General features: G+C 53.8%; 22 protein-coding genes and 3 tRNA genes. 9 read left to right on the top strand and 16 right to left on the bottom strand.

What is annotated here, in order from left to right:
* Window positions 1-76: 76 nt before the first annotated feature.
* The 3 genes from ACYVHB_RS19895 to rsmI form a co-directional block, all read right to left on the bottom strand.
* On the bottom strand, window positions 77-1,375 hold the full coding sequence (locus ACYVHB_RS19895) for an acetylxylan esterase (RefSeq protein WP_461053528.1): 1,299 nt from the start codon (window positions 1,373-1,375) through the stop codon (window positions 77-79).
* Window positions 1,376-1,515: 140 nt separating this feature from the next.
* Entirely contained in the window at window positions 1,516-2,784 is a 1,269-nt protein-coding gene (locus ACYVHB_RS19890; protein ID WP_461053527.1) for an Lnb N-terminal periplasmic domain-containing protein, read from the bottom strand.
* A complete protein-coding gene (gene rsmI, locus ACYVHB_RS19885; protein ID WP_461053526.1) occupies window positions 2,738-3,484 on the bottom strand; it encodes a 16S rRNA (cytidine(1402)-2'-O)-methyltransferase in 747 nt (248 codons plus the stop codon). Before rsmI ends, ACYVHB_RS19890 begins: the two co-directional genes overlap by 47 nt.
* A gap of 146 nt (window positions 3,485-3,630) precedes the next feature.
* Between rsmI and ACYVHB_RS19880 the strand changes: the two genes are divergently transcribed.
* On the top strand, window positions 3,631-4,722 hold the full coding sequence (locus ACYVHB_RS19880; protein WP_461053525.1) for a cellulase family glycosylhydrolase: 1,092 nt from the start codon (window positions 3,631-3,633) through the stop codon (window positions 4,720-4,722).
* 49 nt (window positions 4,723-4,771) lie between these two features.
* On the opposite strand, the gene ACYVHB_RS19875 is transcribed toward ACYVHB_RS19880, so the two are convergent.
* The 8 genes from ACYVHB_RS19875 to ACYVHB_RS19840 all read right to left on the bottom strand — a co-directional run bounded on the left by ACYVHB_RS19875 (window position 4,772) and on the right by ACYVHB_RS19840 (window position 10,862).
* Window positions 4,772-5,014: a 4a-hydroxytetrahydrobiopterin dehydratase gene (locus ACYVHB_RS19875; protein WP_461053524.1), complete on the bottom strand. Its 243-nt coding sequence runs from the start codon at window positions 5,012-5,014 to the stop codon at window positions 4,772-4,774.
* A 293-nt stretch (window positions 5,015-5,307) separates the two neighbouring features.
* Window positions 5,308-5,394 (bottom strand) — tRNA-Ser (locus ACYVHB_RS19870).
* 102 nt (window positions 5,395-5,496) lie between these two features.
* Window positions 5,497-5,586: transfer RNA gene (locus tag ACYVHB_RS19865), tRNA-Ser, on the bottom strand.
* A gap of 69 nt (window positions 5,587-5,655) precedes the next feature.
* Window positions 5,656-6,837, bottom strand: coding sequence for an asparaginase (locus ACYVHB_RS19860; RefSeq protein ID WP_461053523.1), 1,182 nt, complete (start codon window positions 6,835-6,837; stop codon window positions 5,656-5,658).
* A 156-nt stretch (window positions 6,838-6,993) separates the two neighbouring features.
* Window positions 6,994-7,800: a TatD family hydrolase gene (locus ACYVHB_RS19855; RefSeq protein ID WP_461053522.1), complete on the bottom strand. Its 807-nt coding sequence runs from the start codon at window positions 7,798-7,800 to the stop codon at window positions 6,994-6,996.
* A gap of 96 nt (window positions 7,801-7,896) precedes the next feature.
* Window positions 7,897-8,544 carry a polysaccharide deacetylase family protein gene (locus tag ACYVHB_RS19850; protein WP_461053572.1) on the bottom strand — a complete coding sequence of 216 codons (648 nt, stop codon included), beginning with the start codon at window positions 8,542-8,544 and terminating at the stop codon, window positions 7,897-7,899.
* Between the two features lie 140 nt (window positions 8,545-8,684).
* Window positions 8,685-9,848 (bottom strand): glycosyltransferase, encoded by a 1,164-nt coding sequence (locus tag ACYVHB_RS19845; protein WP_461053521.1) that lies wholly within the window; start codon window positions 9,846-9,848, stop codon window positions 8,685-8,687.
* Between the two features lie 48 nt (window positions 9,849-9,896).
* Window positions 9,897-10,862: a UPF0104 family protein gene (locus ACYVHB_RS19840; protein WP_461053571.1), complete on the bottom strand. Its 966-nt coding sequence runs from the start codon at window positions 10,860-10,862 to the stop codon at window positions 9,897-9,899.
* Window positions 10,863-10,909: 47 nt separating this feature from the next.
* Between ACYVHB_RS19840 and ruvC the strand changes: the two genes are divergently transcribed.
* Both ruvC and ACYVHB_RS19830 read left to right on the top strand, forming a co-directional pair.
* Window positions 10,910-11,503: a crossover junction endodeoxyribonuclease RuvC gene (ruvC, locus tag ACYVHB_RS19835; RefSeq protein WP_461053520.1), complete on the top strand. Its 594-nt coding sequence runs from the start codon at window positions 10,910-10,912 to the stop codon at window positions 11,501-11,503.
* An 8-nt stretch (window positions 11,504-11,511) separates the two neighbouring features.
* Window positions 11,512-11,937, top strand: coding sequence for a secondary thiamine-phosphate synthase enzyme YjbQ (locus ACYVHB_RS19830; protein WP_461053519.1), 426 nt, complete (start codon window positions 11,512-11,514; stop codon window positions 11,935-11,937).
* Window positions 11,938-11,947: 10 nt separating this feature from the next.
* Here the strand turns inward: ACYVHB_RS19830 and ACYVHB_RS19825 are convergent, their stop codons facing one another.
* From ACYVHB_RS19825 to ACYVHB_RS19815, 3 genes are all read right to left on the bottom strand, one after another.
* On the bottom strand, window positions 11,948-12,886 hold the full coding sequence (locus tag ACYVHB_RS19825; protein ID WP_461053518.1) for a hypothetical protein: 939 nt from the start codon (window positions 12,884-12,886) through the stop codon (window positions 11,948-11,950).
* Window positions 12,887-13,338: 452 nt separating this feature from the next.
* Entirely contained in the window at window positions 13,339-15,387 is a 2,049-nt protein-coding gene (locus tag ACYVHB_RS19820; RefSeq protein WP_461053517.1) for a thioredoxin domain-containing protein, read from the bottom strand.
* 94 nt (window positions 15,388-15,481) lie between these two features.
* The gene (locus ACYVHB_RS19815; RefSeq protein WP_461053516.1) at window positions 15,482-17,113 is read right to left on the bottom strand and encodes a T9SS type A sorting domain-containing protein; all 1,632 of its coding nucleotides are present in this window, start codon (window positions 17,111-17,113) and stop codon (window positions 15,482-15,484) included.
* Between the two features lie 71 nt (window positions 17,114-17,184).
* Between ACYVHB_RS19815 and ACYVHB_RS19810 the strand changes: the two genes are divergently transcribed.
* The 6 genes from ACYVHB_RS19810 (at window position 17,185) to ACYVHB_RS19785 (ending at window position 20,291) form a co-directional block, all read left to right on the top strand.
* Complete coding sequence (locus ACYVHB_RS19810) at window positions 17,185-17,640, top strand: hypothetical protein (protein ID WP_461053515.1); 456 nt, start codon at window positions 17,185-17,187, stop codon at window positions 17,638-17,640.
* Window positions 17,641-17,714: 74 nt separating this feature from the next.
* Window positions 17,715-19,064: an MFS transporter gene (locus ACYVHB_RS19805; RefSeq protein ID WP_461053514.1), complete on the top strand. Its 1,350-nt coding sequence runs from the start codon at window positions 17,715-17,717 to the stop codon at window positions 19,062-19,064.
* Window positions 19,065-19,137: 73 nt separating this feature from the next.
* A tRNA-Val gene (locus ACYVHB_RS19800) sits at window positions 19,138-19,212 on the top strand.
* 136 nt (window positions 19,213-19,348) lie between these two features.
* Window positions 19,349-19,576 carry a hypothetical protein gene (locus ACYVHB_RS19795; protein ID WP_461053513.1) on the top strand — a complete coding sequence of 76 codons (228 nt, stop codon included), beginning with the start codon at window positions 19,349-19,351 and terminating at the stop codon, window positions 19,574-19,576.
* A gap of 79 nt (window positions 19,577-19,655) precedes the next feature.
* Window positions 19,656-19,991 (top strand): putative toxin-antitoxin system toxin component, PIN family, encoded by a 336-nt coding sequence (locus ACYVHB_RS19790; RefSeq protein WP_461053512.1) that lies wholly within the window; start codon window positions 19,656-19,658, stop codon window positions 19,989-19,991.
* A gap of 93 nt (window positions 19,992-20,084) precedes the next feature.
* Window positions 20,085-20,291, top strand: coding sequence for a helix-turn-helix domain-containing protein (locus tag ACYVHB_RS19785; RefSeq protein WP_461053570.1), 207 nt, complete (start codon window positions 20,085-20,087; stop codon window positions 20,289-20,291).
* 159 nt (window positions 20,292-20,450) lie between these two features.
* Here the strand turns inward: ACYVHB_RS19785 and ACYVHB_RS19780 are convergent, their stop codons facing one another.
* Together ACYVHB_RS19780 and ACYVHB_RS19775 are read right to left on the bottom strand one after the other, a co-directional pair.
* A complete protein-coding gene (locus tag ACYVHB_RS19780) occupies window positions 20,451-20,615 on the bottom strand; it encodes a hypothetical protein (protein WP_461053511.1) in 165 nt (54 codons plus the stop codon).
* On the bottom strand, window positions 20,612-20,947 hold the full coding sequence (locus ACYVHB_RS19775) for a hypothetical protein (RefSeq protein ID WP_461053510.1): 336 nt from the start codon (window positions 20,945-20,947) through the stop codon (window positions 20,612-20,614). Before ACYVHB_RS19775 ends, ACYVHB_RS19780 begins: the two co-directional genes overlap by 4 nt.
* Window positions 20,948-21,212 lie beyond the last annotated feature (265 nt).

Here is a 21,212-nt window from a genome sequence, read left to right as displayed (position 1 = left end):
CCATTACCTACAAATATTCAACCGCTACGCGGCCGACTGTCGCTCCGCAGCCAGATTAATCCCGTACTCACGTTAACTACTTCTCCCCTTTCAGTTGCGCCAGTAGCCAGTTGGTCATTTTTTCGGTTTGTTCGGCATACGTCCAGTGGCCGGTATCGAGGAACCCGATATCCAGCATTTTAGGGCCGGGAATAACGTTGTAAGCCGCGTACATGGACGTGGGCGGGCAGGTTTCGTCGTTGTAGCCCCACGAATAATAGCCCGGTATGTTGACTAATCGCGCAAAGTTGACCACGTCGTAATAGCCCGTTGTTTTGATGCGGTCGGGTTTGTTGTTGAACGCCAAATTGTCGCCAGTGAACAAGTGCGGCCAGCCCCCGGCGCGGCCCTTGAGGTAACCCGTTACGTCGGCCAACGCCGGGTAATAGGCTCCTACCCATTTGATTCGGGAATCTAAACCAGCCGTAATAATAGACAAAGCCCCACCCTGACTCCCACCCGTCACGGCCAGATTCTGCCCGTCGAACTGCGGCATGGCGGCCAAAAAATCAACCGCCCGGACGCAGCCCAAATACACACGCTTGTAATAATACCGGTCGCGGTCGTCCAGATTAGCCGCCTGATACCCATTGAGCGGTCCCCGGCTGAGGTCGGCATATACGCTGGGGTCCATCGTGACCGGCACGCCATGAATTCCCACTTCGAGCGTAATAAATCCCTTATCAGCGTCGGCTATCATCCCGCCATACGGCCGAACGCCCGCGCCCGGTACCCGCAGAATAGCCGGGTATTTTCCTTCTTTTTTGGGTACGCACAGAATGCCATAAAACCGGGAGTTGTTGATGTTTTGCAGGTTAAGGTGATACACGTTCGTCCGTTCGGTGCAGCGTTCGGGCAGGAGCGTCATCCGGGCATCCATCGGCACGGCAGCTAAGTCGGCTTTGGCTTTGTCCCAGAACGCGCGGAAGTCGGCGGGATTTTCGACGGTGGGTTTAATGCTCAGCGGATCGAACGCGACCGTTGTCAGACCCCGGTACTCTTTACCATCCACCTCAACGGTGGCGATACAGCGCAGAAAACCCGTTGTGCGCATCGTACCGGCATCAACGGCCAGTGTACCATCTTTTAACGTGACAGCTTCCTTTTTGGTCGGCTCCATCTTTTCCGGCCCAATCTCGTACCGGAGTTTGGCCCCTTTCAGTAAGACATTATTGCGGTATATCGAGACGACGAATTTTACCGGTTCGCCAATCTTGTAGAGCCAATCGTCGTGGTCGGGCGTGACGACGATTTTAACGAATCGCTCAACGGGTTGGGCAAATGCCGTATTGCTCCAGATGAGCAGCAGGCAGAGGTAGAGGAACGGTTTTCTCATGGGGTTAGGGAGATTATAGGCTTTTTAAGGGTTCTCAACGGTTCCTAACGCTAAAGCGGTGGGCTGGTGGGATGATACGAATGTGCCGTGTTCCGGCTATTAGCCCATCGCTTTAGCGTTGTGACATCCGATATCGACTATCAAACCTCAGCCTGTGCCGGAAGCTGTTTCCCACGCCAGACGGGTTGCAGGTTCACGATGCAGCGCACCAGCAGAGTCAGCGGAAAGAGCACATCCACGCCCCCCGGCACATTCGAGAGGATCATACCGAGCAGAATCAGCACCGCCGTTACGCCAAAATACAGCGTTCGGCGACGGGCGGTCGTGCTGGGACCGGTAGCCCAATAAATGAGTGGCAGATGCAGCGGCATGAGGTACAACAGCGTGGGGTTCCAGGCCGTAACGCCGTGGTCGGTGGCGACCCAGAGCAGGAACAAAAACCAACCCCAAAAGCCCGAGAAGCCGAACAGCAGCCGGTCGAGCCAGCGGTCGACGTGGCCGCGCTGGTAGCGACGTGCCGTGAACAAAGCAACTAAAATACCCAGTACGGCAAAAACTACCTCCGGGTCAAAAATGAACGGAATTGTTTGCCGGAAAACTTTAGGAGCTTCAAACGGCGTCAGGTTCTGCGCCACCAACGGCACCACGCGCCCGTCGGCCCGGCGCAGGGTAGCACGGCTCAGTTGGTCATGCACCTGGTCGGGCAGGTACATGGCCTGCCAGCCGGTCGTGACTACGTCAGAGGGCGTGCCGAGGGCGAGGTTCATGCCCACTTTAGACCACGGATGCTGACCGAGGTAATCGTTCATCCAGTCGCGGTACGACTTACCGGTCGATACGGTCTTGGACGGCACCGTCAGGCTGTCGCCACAGGAGTCAGCAATTTTGTCGCGGGGGCGGGTGGCGCAGTTGTCGTAATAGAATTTATACTGGTACGTCCGGTTCTCGGGGCGGTAGTTCTCATTGAGCACGTTAAACAGCCGCTGCCGCTGGGCGGGTGACAGGTCGAGTACCTGCTCACGGATGGTGCGATTTTCGATTTGGTAGGCGTACTGCATCGAGTACATATCCGTGACCGATATGGTGTACGGCAGCGTTCCCCGCAGGAATTTAACGTAGAAATTATCGGCCCTGAAATCGAACGTGCCCCAGCCAAAAATCCGCTCCTGACTCACCACCGGATCAACCACACGAATGGCGGTATGCCCGAAACTCGAATACAGTTCCGCGCCAGGCGACACCGTCAGCAGACTCACCCGCGCGGCTGGGGAGAGGGTTTGGCCATGCGAATGATGAATGATAAATGATAAATGATAAATGATGAGGACTGCCCGAAGCAGCCAGTTACGTACTGGTGGGCGGTTATTCATCGTCGCTATCGTCGTCGGTGTCATCTCCCTCGTCATCATTGTTGTATACTCGCTTGGTCTTCCCCTTAACCACTTCTTTCCCCTGAACGCAGATAACCAGTTCACCTTTTATCGTTTTTTCGGCAAAATACGTAATAAGTTCGGACAACGGCCCGCGCCGGTTTTCTTCAAACATCTTTGTCAATTCACGCGAGACGCTGGCGGGCCGGTCGGAACCAAATACCTCGGCAAACTGACCGAGCGTTTTGAGCAGGCGGTGGGGCGATTCGTAGAAAATCATCGTCCGCTCTTCCCCTGCCAGCTCCCCCAGGCGCGTCTGCCGCCCTTTCTTTTGAGGAAGAAATCCCTCAAATGTAAACCGGTCATTCGGCAGGCCGGAATTGACCAGCGCGGGGACAAACGCCGTGGGGCCGGGCAAACACTCCACCGGCACATCATTCTGGATGCAGGCTCGCACCAGTAGAAAACCAGGATCCTGGATGCCGGGCGTACCCGCGTCGGAGATCAGGGCCAGCGTTTTACCACTTTTGAGCTGGTCGACAACACGCTGCACAGTCTGGTGTTCATTGAATATGTGGTAGCTGTGGAGCGGCTTGCTGATGGCTAAGTGCCGGAGTAGCACGCCCGACGTGCGGGTGTCTTCGGCCAGAATAGCATCGACGCTTTGCAGGATTTTAATGGCCCGGAGCGTAATATCGTCGAGGTTGCCGATGGGCGTCGGCACGAGGTACAGTTTCATGCTGCAAGTTAACCGTCGGACGCCAACCGACCGCCACTCCCGGCATAAGACCGTTTTTTTCAGAAAGTGCAGGGGTAAATCAGGGGCTATTTTCCTTCTTCCCAAAGACAACGATCCAATACCCATTCAACCCCGATCCAAATTTTATGAAGCGATTTACGTTCGTTACGCTGTTTCGTTTCACCGTCCTGCTCCTTCTCACCGGTTCGGCCCTGCTCCCGGCAACCGCTCAGCGATGGACCGCCCAGCAGGCCAATGACTGGTACAAGACCCAGCCCTTCCTGGTGGGTGCCAACTTCATTCCCAGCAACGCCATCAACCAGTTGGAGATGTGGCAGGCCGATAGTTTCGACCCCGCCACCATCGACCGCGAACTCGGTTACGCCGAGGGCATCGGCATGAACATCATGCGCGTGTTTCTGCACAACTTAGTGTGGGAACAGGACGCCGAGGGGTACAAAAAACGAATTGACCAGTTTTTACAGATTGCCGATAAGCACCACATAAAAATTATGTTTGTGCTGTTCGATTCGTGCTGGAACGACGACCCTAAACTCGGCAAGCAACCCGAGCCAGTGACGGGCAAACACAACTCGGGCTGGGTACGCGGGCCGGGCACCAAACGCCTGTTCGACGCGCGGACGTGGGCCGGATTAGAGCAATACACCAAAGGCGTACTGACCGCTTTTGGCCAGGACAAGCGGGTGCTGGTGTGGGACCTGTTCAACGAACCCTCCAATTCGGGCTACAACGACGCCGTCATGCCCCTGCTGACCCAAACGTTCGTCTGGGCGCAGGCCGTCCGGCCGAGCCAGCCCATCACGGTCGGCTGGTGGACCGACCATCCGCTTTCCAGCGATTTGTCCTACAGCCAGTCCGACATTATTACGTTCCACAACTACGCTGAAGCGCCGAAACTCGAAGCGCAGATCATCGACCTGCAAAAGATGGGTCGGCCGCTGATCTGCACCGAGTATATGGCCCGCACCCGCAACAGCACCTTCCAGACGTGTCTACCGGTCTTCAAGAAATACAAGGTTGGGGCTATTAACTGGGGACTCGTGAAGGGCAAAACCAACACCATCTACGCCTGGGATACGCCCATGCCCAACGGGGACGAACCTAAGGCCTGGTTCCACGACATCTTCCGGCCCGACGGCTCAGTGTTCGACCCGCAGGAAACGACGCTGATTAAACAGTTAGCAACGCAACGCGTGGCCGTTCCCGCCGGAAAGTAGTTCAATGAATAATATATAAATAGCTTAAATTCAAGCATTTACACACTATTCATTTTGCATTATTCATTATCTTATCGATGGCCGCAGCTAATTTGTGGTCTTTGGTCGTGACGGTGTTACCCGAGTCGTGGGTTGATAGCTTGATGGTCACTTGGTTGTAGACGTTCGACCACCAAGGATGATGATCCATTTTTTCGGCGATGAGCGCCACGCGGGTCATAAACGCGAAGGCCTCGCTGAAATCGGCGAAGGTGAACTCGCGGGTGAGTTGGTTATCGGTTTCGGTCCACATGGGAAAGGGTTTTTAGTTCGTAGTTTATGATTATTGCTGACACGCGTGATGTTCGTTGGCAACATACCGGATAAGGAAGCTATTTATGATTACTTATCCGGTATGTTAGTATTCTGGAGGGCCACGTCGTCCGGGCGAACACAGACTATTTACGCCCGGACGTGGCCGTCCAGAATACCAACAGCCGCCTGCATCAGCCTGAATTCAATAGCTAAGAATAAATCCTGAACAGCTTCAAGCTCACCTAAACGCACAAAAAATCCTGTCAACGTTTGCGGTCAACAGGACTTAAGCAGAGAGCGAGGGATTCGAACCCCCGGTACCCTTGCGAGTACTTCTGATTTCGAATCAGACCCATTCGACCACTCTGGCAGCTCTCTAAATTGGTCAACTTCACAAACTAAGTGGCAGAGAGGAAGAGATTCGAAGACTTTCGATTCCCCGGTCTCAATACGGTTGCCCGCATATACACTCTCCAGGCGTGGCAGAGAGGAAGAGATTCGAACTCTCGATACGGTTGCCCGCATACACACTTTCCAGGCGTGCTCCTTAAACCACTCGGACACCTCTCTGTGTCGTTTCGGACTGCAAAGATGCAGGATTAGCCCGAATGACGCAAGAATTATGGGGCAAAAAATCGTTCATTCGCTCATTTCGCCCGCCATTGGTAAACCCAGCAGTGTTCGTAATCGGGCCGTGGCCACTGCTCCCCGGCCATGCTCCCGGCCAAGCAGCACCATCAGCTTGGTGATGGCTGCTTCGGTGGTGATGTCGGCCCCGCTCACGACGCCAATCTGCTCAAGCTGCTTGCTGGTCTGGTAACGGCCCTGCGTCACGCGGCCACCTTCACACTGCGACACGTTGATAATCAACACGCTCCGATCAATGGCCATTTTGAGCGCATCCAGAAACCAGCCATCCGTTGGGGCATTGCCCGCGCCGAATGTTTCGAGCACCACGCCCCGGAGCGCGGGAATACCCAAAATAGATTCGACCACGGGCTGGGTGATACCCGGAAACAATTTCAGGATCGTCACGTTCGGCTCCAGCGCCGTGCGAATTCGTAGGGTTTGACCCGGCTGATAAGGTCGGATGTATGGCCGGTTGTAGGCAATGCTGACCCCCGCCGTGGCTAAGGGCGGGTAGTTTTCGGAGGCAAACGCGTTGAACTGAACGCTTTCCTGCTTGGTGGCCCGGTTGCCCCGGAGCAGCCGCGAGTTGAAATACACGCAAACTTCGGGTACGGTGGGTTGCCCAGACATTTCCACGGTCGGTATCGCATCGGCGCACCGGCCGGAGCGGGTCGAATCCACTGCCGCAGCGTCCACTGCGGCCGAATCCACGGCGGCAGCAATTTCGAGGGCCGTGATGAAGTTCTCGCGGGCGTCGGTTCGGGCAGCCCCAATGGGTAGCTGTGCCCCCGTCAGAATAACGGGTTTGTTTAGTCCTTCGAGCATGAAACTGAGCGCCGAAGCCGTGTAGGCCATTGTGTCGGTGCCATGCAGGATTACGAAGCTGTCGTACTGCTCGTAATTTGCTTCGATCAACTGCGCCAATTCAATCCATACCGCCGGTTTCATGTTCGACGAGTCAATAACGTCGGACAGGGTAATGAGCGTGATGTCGAAGTTGAGCCGGTGCAGTTCGGGCAGGCGGTCGGGAACGTGCTCAAAATCGAACGGAATAAGCCCATCCGTTTGCTGATCGTACACCATGCCGAACGTGCCGCCGGTGTAAATAACTAATACCGACCGGAGCGCAGGGTCTGTTTTTGCCTGCGTTGCATTCGCCCGTGGATTCAGGCGCACTGTGTTGTACCTCATCCGCCAAAGATGCGAAGAACCGGTCAATGTGCCCAATCAGGCCGGTTCAACGGGTGTCTTTTTGGCCGACCATCGTTACCCGCCCTCACTCGGTTCGGACTAAATCGGTTCGTGAACGATTGGAATGAAGTATTTGCTGAAGCCTGTGGGGTGCCATTAGTCCGGTAACAGATTCGCGTACAGTGCGGGCAGCAGGGACAATGCATTGGCGGTGGTGTGGCGGGCTACGTCGTCCACGTTAATCTGCATCAAGTCAGCCACGCGCTGGGCAATCAGCCGGAGATAAGCCGGTTGGTTGCGCTTGCCCCGGTGCGGCATCGGTGCCAGATACGGGCTGTCGGTTTCGAGAACAATGTGATCCAGACCAACGTGCGGCAACACGGCATTTAAACCTCCGTTTTTGAACGTAGCCACACCCCCAATGCCAAGTTTGAAACCAAGGTCAATGGCCCAGTTCGCTTCGTCCAATGTTCCGACGAAACAGTGAAAAATACCGGTTAAACCCGGCAGTGATAACTTCTCAATCAGGTCGGCGGCTTCGGCGAATGCGTTTCTATCGTGGCCGGAGCGGGTGTGCATCGACACGGGCAGGTTTTGTTCAGCCGCCCAGCGCAGTTGCATCTCAAACGCCCTGAACTGCTGGTCGACAAACGCCATGTCCCAGTAAAAATCCAGTCCAATTTCGCCGATGGCCATGAACGCGTTGCGGTTCAGGTAGTCTTCTACAGCCGCCAGTTCAGCGTCAACCGTCTCAGTAACGTAGGCTGGATGCAGGCCCATCATCGGTAAATACCGGTCAGGATGTTGGTCAGCGAGGGCCATCAGGCCCGGCGCGGTTTCGCGGGCGCAGTTGGGCATCCAGATCTGACTCACTTGCTGCATTTCAGCCTGATGAAATATCTCGTCCCGATCCGCGTCGAACTGCGGATCATAAATATGGGCGTGGGTGTCGATTAAAGTCATGGAGTCAGTCAGTGAATCAGTTGATGAGTCGGTCAGTCAGTGAGTGGCTGACGCATCAACTGATTCACTGACTGACCGACTCATCAACTGACATACTCAATATCCAGCGTAAACGGGTTGCGGAACGGCCCGGAATGTGTAGTCACGCTCGGCGAAGTACGCCAGCATCCGGGGCAGCACATAACGCATTGTCGGCCAGGCTTTCAGGCTGTCGTGAAACACCACAATCGAGCCAGGTTCGGTGTACTGAATCGTTTTACGCAGGCATACGTCGGCGGGCAGTTTTCGGTCGAAGTCGCCGGTCAGCACGTCCCACATCACAATAGAGTAATTTTCGATCACCTGAGCCGCCTGCGTCTTTCGGATGCGTCCGTAGGGCGGGCGGAACAGGGCCGTTTCGACGCCCAACTGCTGCTGGCACTTCTCGATATTTTCCAGATAGACCGCATCATCAGTTTTCCAGCCGTTGAGGTGATTGAACGTGTGGTTACCGACCATGTGCCCCGCTTCGAGTACCTCAAGCAGCACATTCCGGTGCTTGCGGACGTTGTCGCCAATGCAGAAAAACGTGGCCTGAGCCGCGTATTTATCAAGTTGTTCCAGCACGAACGTCGTCACGTCGGGAATGGGACCATCATCGAACGTCAGGTAGATCGTTGGGGCGGCTTCATCGTCGATTTTCCACCAGAATTCAGGGTAAACCGTTCGGATGAGGAAGTTTGATTTATGGAGGAAGAAAGACAAAGTGCGTTTGAGTTTGTGGTTTTTGAGTTTGTGGTTTGTCGTTGCGGTTCCCCGCCGGGACTGACGCACGGTTCTGGACGCCGGTCCGCCGGTGCGGTCAGTCCCGGCGGGGAACCGCAACGACAAACCACAAACTCAGTTCATTCCAGGTTGCGTCCTTTCCAGCGGTAGCCTTTTCCCTGAGCGGCCAGCCCGAAGAAAACGACATAGAACGGGTAAATTAATTGCGTCAGCGGAATTGCACTGACCGACGCCCTTTTTTGCAAAAAAACCAGAATCTGCTGTAAAAACAAAAATTCGGGTACCACCTTCAGTCCGACAACGACAAGTGCTGCATTTCCGTTTAAAAATCCGAGCAACCAACTCACCACGGCCACTACCGGAGCCGCATTGCTGAGAAAAATAAACACGGCCAGCCCCGTAGGCAACCAGTTTTCGTAGGCCCGCCATTTGCTCGCCCAGCGTTTGCGCTGCTGATAAAACGCGGTCCACGACCGGTGCGGTCCTGTTCGGACAATGGCCTCGCGGCTTTTAAGAAACCGGACGCCATCGGGATACCGGGTTGCGACCTTATGCATCAAAAACTCGTCGTCGCCCGATGCCAGGTGATCGACACCCGCAAAGCCGCCAACCTCAGTAAAGACCCGCTTTTCGTAACACAGGTTGGCTCCGTTGCACATGGTCGGTTGCCCCAGCGCCATTGTGGCCGCCCCCGAACCGATCAGACTGGCAAATTCCACCGTTTGTAACGAGTCGAATAGTGTAGAATGAGTTGGAATTGGTTGTGCCCTGCCGTTGGAACAGGGCGTGTCTGTGGTGAACGTTACCGGTCCTGAAATCAGTTTTGCACCCGTTTGCTGATAAAAAGCAGCTATCGACGCTAACCAGTCCGGACCCACGCGGCAGTCGCCGTCGGTGGTTACGATCAGGTCGCCGGTGGCCAGCGCGACACTTTGGCTGATGGCGCGTTTTTTGGGCGAGGCCGTGCGCTCGTCGATTAAAGCCAGCGGGCGTAAGGGGTAGACGGTATGAGAAGCGTACTGCCGAATGATAGACAGGGTATCGTCCGTGGAGGAATCATTAGCGACGATAACCTCGAAGCGGTCGTATGTTTGCCGACTCAGATCGTCCAGCAGATGACCGATGTTGGCGGCTTCGTTGCGGACGGGAATAATAACGGTAATCGAAGGACCATCAGTTGGGGTCGTTCCGGGCCGAAACGTGGGCATCCGCAGCCAGGTCAGCCATAGTGTCGTGGTGAACAATGCATATAGAAAACTGATGACGAACAGAGCGATGACCAAGACGAATTTTGTTTACCGGAAACTTAAACACCAATACACCTAAATACCTCACTTTACCGACCACTTCAGCCGCCATACCCAAATCAGCCCGACCAGCACCGGCACCAGAACATTAACCAGCCAGAGTGTTAGCGTAGCCGTGATAAGCACTGGTGGCAACGTATCGAAGGGTGCAAATACCCATAGCGCAGCCGCTTCCCGAACGCCCAGATCGCTGAGCAGGTTGAAGGCGGGGGTGATGGTTTTGATCAGGAACACGACGCCAATGCCTGATGCCGAAACGACGGTTGGCAACGCCACGCCCACGAACCGCATGGCTATGTAAAACTGCCCGGAAAAAACGAGATACCGCACCGAAGCCGCGCCCAGCGCCAGGCCAATCTCGCGGTCGGTGTACTGCCCACCTACGTTCCAGTAATGGGCAAACCGGCGCAAACCGGGCCGCGTGGCTAACCAGCCAATGAGCCGCTGACGCACCAGCTTGAACAGAATACCCAAGGCCGATAGACCCGTTAGCAACGCCAGCAGCCATTGCCCAGCCCCATTGTCACGCGTTGGCACTACGCTCAGGTGATGCGCCCAGGCCACCGCGCCAAACAGCAGCGCAACATAGAACTGCATCCCGCCCGACACCAGCGAGGCTCCAATGGCATCGGTCCGTGCATTTGTGCGCAGCGACAGCACCCGCCCGGCCGTGTCGCCTAACTGAGCGGGCAGGGCGAATCCCAGCGTCAGCCCCACCAGCACGCCCTTGTACGCGTCCCAAAACGTTGTTTTTTCGATGCGCCGAAGCAAAATCTGCCACTTCAGCGCTTCAAACCCCCAGTTGACCGGCGTAAGCAATACCAGCCCGGCGGCCCAGCGTTCAGGGTGATCGACCGCCTGGAATTGCTGCTGCACCACGGCCCAGTCGAACCGCTGTTGCTGCAGTACGTAGCCGATGTAGGCAAGGAGTCCGGCAAAAACGACGATTTTAAGCCAGAAACCGATTTTTTTGGTCCATTTGGGCGACAAAGCTGGCGAGAACACGTTACTTTGTGAAAGTGCCTAACGAACCATCCATGATTATCACCGCCAAAAACCTCACTGTCCTGCCCGAAAAGATTATTCTTGGCATTGACCCCGGTACGCAGGTCGCCGGTTACGGCATTATTTCGATTCAGGGGGGCGTGATGCGGATGATTCAGTACGGCGTCGTTGAGCTGAGCAAATATACGACCTACCAACTGAAGCTCCAGAAACTCTACGAAACCATCATCCGGCTCATTGAGGAGCACAAACCCGATGAGATGGCCATTGAAGACCCGTTTTTTGGCAAGAACGTGCAGGCGATGCTCAAACTCGGCCGGGCGCAGGGCGTGGTGATGGCCGCTGCTCTCTCGCGCAACATTCCCATTGTGGAATATGCCCCCCGGCGCATCAAGCAGTCGGTGACGGGCAACGGCAACGCCAGCAAAGACCAGGTGTCGCACATGGTTGGCCATTTGCTGAAGGAAGACCTGAACCCGAAGTTCTTCGATGCCACCGACGCGCTGGCTATCGCCGTTTGCCACCATTTCCACGAGAACGCCCTGCCCGTAGCTCCGGGCAAGAAAACCAAGAAAGGAGCCTGGGGCGCGTTTGTGAGCGAAAACTCGGGACGGGTCAGCAGTTAAATAACCGTATGCCCACGTTCCAGCAAACGCTGCACCTCCCCGCCTACCCACGCGGCTTTCATCTCATCACCAAACTCATTGAGCGTGATTTTAGCCCTGAGTTGCAACAGATCCGCATTGGTATGCTGCATGTTTTCATCCAGCATACCTCAGCCAGTTTAACAGTAAACGAGAATGCCGATCCAACCGTCCGGGGTGACTTCGAACGTCACTTTAACAAGACGGTACCAGAAAACGCGCCCTATTACCAGCACGACTACGAAGGCTCCGATGATATGCCCGCTCATTTGAAAGCGGCCATGCTGGGGCACTCGGTTACCATACCAATCACCAACGGACGGCTAAACCTGGGCACCTGGCAGGGTATTTATCTCGGTGAGCACCGCAACGATGGCGGTTCCCGAACGCTAATCCTAACGGCCTGGGGTGAGTGATTACCCCTCCTCAATACGACTCGTACTCGAAGCGTAATGTCTCTACTTGCGGTCCAAAAGGGCCGGGTTCGGTGGTAGTCCTGATTCGGACTGTGGGCAGGTTAGCGCCGTTATACTGATACTGGTAGGATGTCGTCACGGTGTACGGCGTTGAAACACCACTACCGACACTACTAACGGTAGAGACCTCGGTCTGTACGTTATTTTGGCTCAGGTTAAATACGTTATCTACTCCGCCAAAATAGGTGTAAGGCGACCCAGGTGCGGACGTTACGTTAACAAATTGATCGACGTACGGTGAGGGAATCACATACACGCCATAGAAGGGATTTACTTTGTCGTCATGCGCAAAGGTTTTAACGGTTGTGACAACTATTGATGGCCCTCCCTTGGTGAAAACGTTATTCTCCTTTGTGTAGTTAGTCAGGTTTTTGCCCGTGAATGTGAACAGTAAAGATTCCCTGAAGGTAAACCCTGTCAGCGGGACGGGGAAAGCTCCATTGCCCCTCGCCAGTTGATTGTCACCATTGTAAAATAATGCCACTGAGCCGCCGTTCACGTAGGTTATCTCAGCTACCTGACCAGCCCCATTATAGGAATAAATATATTGCTCAGCCGGATTGGGTTGCCCACTCCGAGGATGTAACACCACCTCACGCCGGAGTTGAGTCAGCCGGTTCCGACCGTCGTATTGGTAGTTGCTGTACTCAATCACCGAAGCGCTGCTGTCGGGCGTCTGATAGGTCAGAATCGAGCGGAGCCGCCCTTGTCCGTCGTAGGTAAAGGAGCTGACTTTAGCCTGGTTATTGGGTTGATCCAGCGTTAAGGTCTTAACGCGCAGCCGCGTAGTGGGTGATCCGGGTGTGATACTCGGAATGCGATGGTCAAAACAGGACCAAAGTCCGCTAATCAACAGCACAAGGATGAGGTAAATTGGGAAACGAGACATGGTGTGGACAGTTAATAGTTAGTAAAATGAATGATGGGATACGCTGGACACTTACTCGCAAGACGGTTGATTAACACTACTGAACCTCTGCACTGTCTATAGGCAATAAGGCGAAAATGTGAGTAGTGTCACAGTTAGCAGCGCACAAGATAACAAGTGCCTGCCAATCAAGCATTTAGCAATACTCTAAACAATTTGTCAGGAAAAATCAGAACTTTACTATCTTTATTTTATAGCAATAATCATACTATCTTTTTATATAATACTATTTGATTAATTAAACGGTCACCTATATACTACGTGTAGAATGGTTTATGTATCACTAACAGTCGCTTACCCTGACTACTTCATGTGCGTCAGGGTACCGTTGCCCGGAGGAACATTCAGTCGGCAGGCTATGCAAAAGATGCATAGTGGCGCTGCTTCCCTGGAATAAGGCATTCAGTGATTCCTTACTTCAATAACCGCCACACCTCGGCTACGCTCGTGATGGGCAACTGACAGGCCCGGTTGTAACAAACGTAAATCGCTGTCTTCCCATCAATTGTTCCCCGTTGCTGTAACAGGGGCAGGTCACTTTGCCCGGTTGTGCCGCAGAGTACTTTATTCGGATAAAACGCTGCGTCAATTTCGGCACGGAACTGCTCAGCCTGGGGGCCGACAATAGCGATTTCGGCAGTGGGGCGCGTTCGCAGGGCAAACTGAGCGGCCCAGTTGGTGAGGTAATCGGCGTTTTGCTGCACTAATGGCTGCACCCGGCCCAGCATCCGGTCGGCCCGTTCGGCGTAGTCGGAGCGGTCGAGTAACAGGCTGAGCGTGTACAGATTTTCGGCCATGATCGAGTTGGAAGCCGGGATCACGTTGTCGAATAGTTCTTTGCGCCGGGCGATGAGTTCTTCACTATTCTTGTCGGTAAAGAAAAACAGTTCGTCCGAATCGTCGGTGAAGTTTGCCAGCACGTACTGCATCAACTGATCGGCTTCGGTCAGCCAGCTTTCGGTAAACGTAGCCTGATACAAGGCCAGCAAACCGTCGATCACGGCGGCATAATCGTCTAAGAAACCGGCCTGCTTGGCACGACCCAGTTTATAGCTATGCCAGAGTCTCCCGTTTCGACTATCGCGCATTTTTTTGAGCAGGAAATACGCATTGCGCAGAGCCAGCGTCAGGAACTCAGGCTCGCCAAAGACGCGATAGGCGGTTACTAATCCCTTCAGCATTAACCCATTCCACGAGCACAGAATTTTATCGTCCAGACCTGGCCGGATACGTTCGTTCCGCACCTGCATCAACCGGGCGTGTGCGTTGTCTAACCGAGCGTTTAGCTCATCCAGCGACCAGCCCATCCGCTGGGCGAAGGCTTCGTCGGTTTCCGTACGGTGCAGGATGTTGCGCCCATGTTCCCAGTTGCCTTCGTCGGTCAGGTTATACAGTTCCGAAAACCAGTCGTAATCTTCCCGGAATGCCGTACCACCCAGAATATCCCGCAGTTCGGGCGTGGTAAACGTATAAAACTTACCTTCTATGCCTTCGCTGTCGGCGTCGAGGGCGGAGTAGAAGCCACCTTCCGGGCTGAGCAGTTCGCGCTGGGCGAAGGCAATAGTCTGATAAACAACGTGCTTGTAGAGCGGACTTTTGGTCAGACTATACGCTTCGGCGTAGAGCGTCAGCAGTTGGCCGTTGTCATACAGCATTTTCTCGAAGTGGGGCGCAAACCAGTCGACGTCAGTCGAGTAGCGGGCAAACCCACCGCCAAGCTGATCGTAGATGCCGCCAAGGGCCATGCGGTCGAGGGTCAGCGTAACCTGCTTCAGCGCCGACGTGGATGCGGCCGACTCGCTTTCTGTGGCGTCGTGGTAACGCAGCAGAAACCGCCAGACGCTCGGCATTGGAAACTTAGGTGCCCGGTTCAGGCCGCCCTTCTCATCGTCGGTTTTAACCGCCACTTTCCGGTACAGCACGTCGAGCGTTTCGGGGGCGAACAGCGGATCGGTTTGGGGCAGGTTATACCGCTCTACGTCGCTGATGTTCAACTCGGTGGCGAAACCTTCGGCCGATTTTGCGAGGTCGTCGCGGTGCTCCCCGAACGCGGAGCGGATGCTGCCCAATAACTGAACCCAGTTTTGGGTCGGCAGGTAAGTAACGCCATAAAACGGCTTGGCGTCGGGCATCAGGAAGACATTCAGCGGCCAGCCACCCTGCACCCCCATCGCCTGCACGGCGTCCATGTAGATAGCGTCGACGTCGGGGCGTTCCTCGCGGTCTACTTTAATGCAAATGAAGTGTTCGTTCATCACCCGCGCCACGCCGTCCTTCTCAAACGATTCGCGCTCCATGACGTGGCACCAATGGCAGGCCGAATACCCAATGCTGACGATAATTGGTTTATCCTCGTCAACAGCGCGGTTCAACGCTTCTTCACCCCACGGGCACCAGTCGACTGGATTATCAGCGTGCTGTAGCAAATACGGGCTGGTTTCGTACTGGAGTTGATTAGGCATAGGTTGACGGATATATAGGATATATTATGTATTATACATGATATATGGTAAGTGTTACATACATTATGTATAATACGTCATACACCACAATGCATCATTGAATGATGACTTTTCTGGTTTGGCTTGCGTTTTCGGTTGTGATGCGCAGAAAATAGACTCCGGCGGGCAGAGCGGCTACATTTAGCGTTTCCCGGACGGCTTTTGCCGATGAACGGCTCACCACCTGACCAGTCGTATTGAATAACGCTAACTCAATGGCGATGGTTGGCGCTTTGCCGAACAGAACGGTTAGTTCTGAGGCAGCGGGATTCGGGAAAACCTGAACGCTGGCGAGTTGTGGCTCCGTTGCCGTGACCGTTCCCATATCAAACCGACACAGATATACCTCACGCCCGGTCAGCTCGATTGTTTGCTGCCAGGTTTTGTAGCGCACCGTCAGGTTCGTTTTCTGTCCATCGTCGGCATAGGGGTTCTGGGCGGCAATCAGGATCTGATTAGCTTTCGCCACACCCCGCCAAACGGGCAATGCCTTGTCCATGAGGTCGCGGGCGGGTGTTTCGATGACCAGCTCGTATTGGCCCTGGAACATATCGGCGAAGCGCGAAAGCCGGTATAGCCCGTGCGTAAAGTGCTCATAGGCTGCGAATACCTCCGTGCGGCCCTGTCCTGAATTCGGCTCGTCCCACAACCACAACCCGGCGGCTCCCGAAAAAAACGGGAAGATAGCGGTCGCTTCGGCCATGAACGGCTGAATGAAATTAGGGTAGAATTGGGTGCTGTTGTGATACCGCAGCCATACCCACGGCACCACGGGTTTGCTGCTCCACGCCCGGTTGGCCTCCACCTGAAACAGCAGGTACGCTAAGTAATCTTTGGCCAGTTGATTTGGGTAGTCGTAGTAGTAATAAGCCGAAGGCGAGAGGGCGTCCAACTGCGAGTAGAACGGCCCGCCAACCATTCGTTCGGTCGAGTCTTTCACCAAATAATTAACCCGGCTCAGATTGGTTGTCCAGTCGGCCCAGGTGTTGCCCGGCACGTTCAGGTACGTATTCAGGATGGGCGTATCGGCGTAGCTGCTGACGGTCAGGTTGGTCAGATCGGCGTTTTGACGCAAGTACCGCAGGCTTTCGGCATACAGATTGCGAATGGCCCGTTTGTAGGCCGCTACAAAATCCGCATCCGGCAGTTTCCGGTATTGGTCCGGCACACGGGGGTCCTGCTTGAGCCGCAGAATCCGGGTATCTGATTCGGCAATTCGCTCCACGTCGATGGTCAGCCGACCCGCCTGAATGACGTATTTTCCTGCGGCATTTTTAGTGCCCCCCGCCACGCCCGACAGCCATTGGTCCCACTTGGTGCGGTAGGCGCTGAGGTCATTGGCCCACGGGCTTTCAATCGTCTCCCACGGCTGATCGAGACCGGTGGCAATGCCGTAGTAGGTGATGGATCGTTGCCGCACCTGCACAGTATTGCCAAGCTCCGTCGCGTCAACCAGGTCGATGTGACTAAACCCGTGGCGCAGCGGACTACCTTTGACATCGCCAAAGCGCGGTCCGGCGTATATAATCGCGAAGGGCAGCGTGAAATCCGGAAATTTGTCCCAGTCAATTCGGTTCGGCTGACTGACGGGCGTAAACGGTAACCGGTCGGCGCACTGCTGCTGCCCCAGCACCGGGCGGTAAATACCGAGCCACAACCCTACTAATACCCCAAATCGAACCAGCATTGTTGTTTTTTGGTCAAAGTTATTGAATTTTGATTCCGTCTTTTGTCATCCCGACCAACCATTACCCAATTATGACGACACTTCGCTTTTTACTGGTAGCCCTGCTTTCAACGGGTATCCTGATTGGCTGCAAGAATGAAGGCGGCACTACGCCTGCCCCCACTACCGCTTCACAAACCGAACTTTTGACAGCCAACAATTGGCGAATTAACCGCGTATCGACCCCCGAAGGGCAGAGCATAAATAAAGAACGGCTGAACTTAGTTACGCAATTCGTGTTCGCCCTGGATATGCAATTTCGGGCAAACGGTACAGTTCGGGCCATCGACCAACGAAATCAACAAATCGTCAACGGCGGCACCTGGAAACTATCCACCGACAATAAGTCGATGGACGTCGACGTGACGGGCTTCAAAGGCAATTTCCCCATTGTCGAACTAAGCCGTATCAAACTCATTCTGCGCCAGCGTGCCCCGGTCGACGGCAAAGACGCCGACATCAATCTGGAATTTGACCCGTCGCTGTAACGATGAGTGAATGGTGAATGAGCGAATGACATTACCAGCTATTCGCTCATTCACCATTCACTCATTCACTCTTTATGCAGAAGAACAACCCCCGTATCCTCACCGCCTGGACGCTCTACGACTGGGCCAACTCGGTCCATTCCTTAGTAATTGTGTCCAGCATTTTTCCGGTTTATTTCTCGGCCACAGCTCTTAACGATGCAGGCGGACCCGTCATTAATTTTCTGGGAGTTACGGTTAAAAACACGGTGTTGTTTTCCTACACCGTTTCAGCGGCTTTCCTGACAACAGCCCTGCTATCGCCCATCTGCTCGGCCATTGCCGATTACAGCGGGCGCAAAAAGGCATTCATGCGGGCGTTTTGTTACCTCGGGGCCATCAGTTGTGCGCTATTGTATTTCTTTACGAAGGAGACTACTACGTTTGCCATCATCTGCTTTGGGCTGAGTTTGGTGGGCTGGAGCGGCAGCATCGTTTTTTACAATTCCTACCTGCCCGACATCGCCACCGAAGATCAGTTCGACCGGGTGAGTGCGCGGGGCTTTTCGATGGGTTACATTGGCAGCGTGCTGTTGATGGTGCTCAACCTGCTCGTCATTCTAAAGCGGGACTGGTTCGGCAACATCTCCGAGGGCATGGCGTCGCGCATTGCCTTTCTGACGGTTGGGGTGTGGTGGATTGGTTTCGCCCAGATTCCGCTGAGTCGTTTGCCGAACGCGGCCCGGCCCAACCCCACCGGCGGACGGGCAGGCCACGCTGGCGAGACGACCGGACGGAAAAAATACCTGTTGAACGGCTTTCGGGAATTGCGCACTGTCTTCGGTCAGTTGCAGCACCGGCCGTTGACCAAACGGTTTCTGGTGTCCTTTTTCATCTACAACATGGGCGTTCAAACCGTTATGTACGTGGCGACAATCTTCGGCAGCGACGAGTTGAAACTACCCGCCCAAAGCCTGATCATCACCATTCTCCTGATTCAGTTAGTGGCTATTCCGGGGGCGTATGGGTTCTCGCGGCTGTCGGAGCGGATTGGCAATACCCACGCCCTGATGGTGGCGGTTGTGATCTGGATTGCGTTCTGCGCCGGGGCTTACTACATACAGACAGAGTCTCAGTTTTTCGTGCTGGCGGGTGTGGCAGGCTTGGTCATGGGCGGCATTCAGTCGCTGTCCCGCTCGACCTACGCCAAGCTTATCCCGGCCACCACCGAAACGGCCTCCTACTTTAGTTTCTACGACGTAACCGAAAAATTATCCATTGTGCTGGGAACGCTGCTCTACGGCCTGATTGAGCAGTTGACGGGCAGTATGCGCAACTCTGTGCTGGCCTTGCTGGTCCTGTTTGTGATTGGCTTGCTGTTGCTGTGGCGCATCCCGTCGCAAAAAATGTACAGCGTTCGTTTGGAAGCGACAGAAGTTTCTTAAATTTGTCTTCCCGGAAGGCGTTGTCAACGCCCTTTCTCACGAAACTCCGTCGCCGACACCTTCGCGGGAACAAAGGAGGTTAGCTCAGTTGGTTCAGAGCGCTGCTTTGACAGAGCAGAGGTCAGCGGTTCGAGCCCGCTACTTCCTACTAAAAACAAAAAAACCTCGAAAACAAGCTGTTTTCGAGGTTTTTTTGTGGTTCACGTGTCAGATCCTGACAAATAAGTAGTTGAGTTGCGTTTACGTCCGTTATATTTATTAATCAACCTATCTATACTTCAGCTATGAGCCAATACGTCATCGATATAAAAGAGAGTAAACAGGCCGACGCATTGATACGATACTTAAAGTCGCTTGATTTTGTTGAGGTTAAACCCCTACAGCAAGATCGAAAGATTCAGGCGGCTGACGTAGCCAAATCTTTCTTAAGAGGGCTACCCAATCAGTCGGCCAAACAGTCGGAGGTTAATCAGGCGGTGAAGTCGATCCGCAAAAAGCATGGTTACCAGTAAACCAACCCGTTTGGTAGTTGACCCCAACGTGATTGGTAGCGTATTGATTGGCGGTATCTCCCGAAAACGCTATTTATAGTTGCTTGATCATATTGATCAATTCGACATTTGTTACTCCGATCAAGTTCTGGCGAAAATCAGGCATTTTGCTGACATAGCTTACTTCAGAAAAAAGAACATCACGTCCGAGGTGCTGGAATCGTTCATTAACACGTTTCAGGCATATGCCCTAAAAATTAGCGTCACGTCGCAGGTGAAGATGGGTCGAGATAGCCATGATTATTATTTACTAAGTCTATGCCGGGATAGTCGGGCTGAATATTTAGTTACAGGCGATCCTGATCTGCTTACCATAACTCCTTACGCTCAGACGCAGATTGTCAATCTGAAAGCATTCGTTGAGCAATTCGCCTGAAATTTGCGCACAAGTAAAATGGAAACGCCTGAAATTATTGAGATTATTGCCGTTGAACCCTATCGGATTCTAAGCCGGTGATCGAACGGTGAGATCCGCCAGAACGACTATAACGCTGGTGTCATCACCTCCCTGGCCAAAGCCCGTCAGCAGGCCCAACTCAGTCAGGACGAATTGGCCCGGCGCATTGGCTCAACCCAACAATACATCTTCAAAGTCGAGCGGGGTCTTGTCCAGCCCCAGGCCGACACGCTTCAGCGCATCGCGGTTGCCATGGACCGTCGGACAGCATTGGTCTAAGCATCAGGACTTTACGTCAGCAATTCCCGGCAAAAAGACACTAAAATTTACCCAAATTAGTTTGTAAGAAAGCCCTGAAGACTGCCACAAAACCATTTTCCAAGCTGCCGTAACGTTTTTTGGTGCCTGGATACGTCTCGGCCGCAAAACGATTAAACGTTAGAAGTCTGATTTTTTCCTTGCCGCCTTCCGTTGCGCTTTCACCTTCTCCTTCCGCTTGTGTTCCTGAATGAAAGCGCTTATTTCTTTAATGTCTATCTCGGTCAGTTTTGTGTTAACAACTTCTAAGTCAACGTCATCTAACCGTTTGAAGTCTGGTTTCATAGTATATCTGGAAAATAGTGAATAACTAAACGTTTAGCCGCTACCGTGTCCACGAACATTTTAAGCGATGAACCAATACGGGCGGCACCCAATTCCTGCTGATATTGATTTACTAACTGCGTTTTCGACTCGAACGAAATATACCCATCATACCCTTTCTCGAAAGATTGTTTGCAGGCAAAGGCGAACAAGTGCCCACCGACACCAATGTATAATTTGCTTTTGCCCCGATTGAATGATGCCGATTCAACCAGAAACACAAATATGTGGTCGCCTGAATCTCTCAAACTGATCAACCCCTGAATCACGTCCGGGTTCTCAGCCGTGGTCAACTTATAAACAATGCGGTCGAGCTGTTTGTGCTCCTTTTTTCAGTCGAACGACCAGAATTTTTTGTCCAAACGCGGGACGTGTTTTTTGGTAATCTCAGCAACGGCCGTTTCGAAACGTTCGCCACTGATGCGGTTTTCGAGCATTGATACCGGTGGGATAGCAGACTCTTAAGGATACGTTATCAGGAGCAGTGACGCAACCCCACCAATCGTTTAAACCGCCTTCGTCCGGACCTTTATTGCCACTCTCCCAGATGGGAGGTTT

It is taken from the genome of Spirosoma arcticum (assembly GCF_054779955.1).
Note: the sequence above shows the minus strand (reverse complement) of the source record. Positions and strands in the feature narration are given on the sequence as shown.

Coding starts and splice junctions, on each gene's coding strand:
- ACYVHB_RS19895 (WP_461053528.1), bottom strand. CDS start 1,375: ATGAGAAAACCGTTCCTCTACCTCTGCCTGCTGCTCATCTGGAGCAAT.
- ACYVHB_RS19890 (WP_461053527.1), bottom strand. CDS start 2,784: ATGATGACGAGGGAGATGACACCGACGACGATAGCGACGATGAATAAC.
- rsmI (WP_461053526.1), bottom strand. CDS start 3,484: ATGAAACTGTACCTCGTGCCGACGCCCATCGGCAACCTCGACGATATT.
- ACYVHB_RS19880 (WP_461053525.1), top strand. CDS start 3,631: ATGAAGCGATTTACGTTCGTTACGCTGTTTCGTTTCACCGTCCTGCTC.
- ACYVHB_RS19875 (WP_461053524.1), bottom strand. CDS start 5,014: ATGTGGACCGAAACCGATAACCAACTCACCCGCGAGTTCACCTTCGCC.
- ACYVHB_RS19860 (WP_461053523.1), bottom strand. CDS start 6,837: ATGAGGTACAACACAGTGCGCCTGAATCCACGGGCGAATGCAACGCAG.
- ACYVHB_RS19855 (WP_461053522.1), bottom strand. CDS start 7,800: ATGACTTTAATCGACACCCACGCCCATATTTATGATCCGCAGTTCGAC.
- ruvC (WP_461053520.1), top strand. CDS start 10,910: ATGATTATCACCGCCAAAAACCTCACTGTCCTGCCCGAAAAGATTATT.
- ACYVHB_RS19830 (WP_461053519.1), top strand. CDS start 11,512: ATGCCCACGTTCCAGCAAACGCTGCACCTCCCCGCCTACCCACGCGGC.
- ACYVHB_RS19825 (WP_461053518.1), bottom strand. CDS start 12,886: ATGTCTCGTTTCCCAATTTACCTCATCCTTGTGCTGTTGATTAGCGGA.
- ACYVHB_RS19820 (WP_461053517.1), bottom strand. CDS start 15,387: ATGCCTAATCAACTCCAGTACGAAACCAGCCCGTATTTGCTACAGCAC.
- ACYVHB_RS19815 (WP_461053516.1), bottom strand. CDS start 17,113: ATGCTGGTTCGATTTGGGGTATTAGTAGGGTTGTGGCTCGGTATTTAC.
- ACYVHB_RS19810 (WP_461053515.1), top strand. CDS start 17,185: ATGACGACACTTCGCTTTTTACTGGTAGCCCTGCTTTCAACGGGTATC.
- ACYVHB_RS19805 (WP_461053514.1), top strand. CDS start 17,715: ATGCAGAAGAACAACCCCCGTATCCTCACCGCCTGGACGCTCTACGAC.
- ACYVHB_RS19795 (WP_461053513.1), top strand. CDS start 19,349: ATGAGCCAATACGTCATCGATATAAAAGAGAGTAAACAGGCCGACGCA.
- ACYVHB_RS19780 (WP_461053511.1), bottom strand. CDS start 20,615: ATGAAACCAGACTTCAAACGGTTAGATGACGTTGACTTAGAAGTTGTT.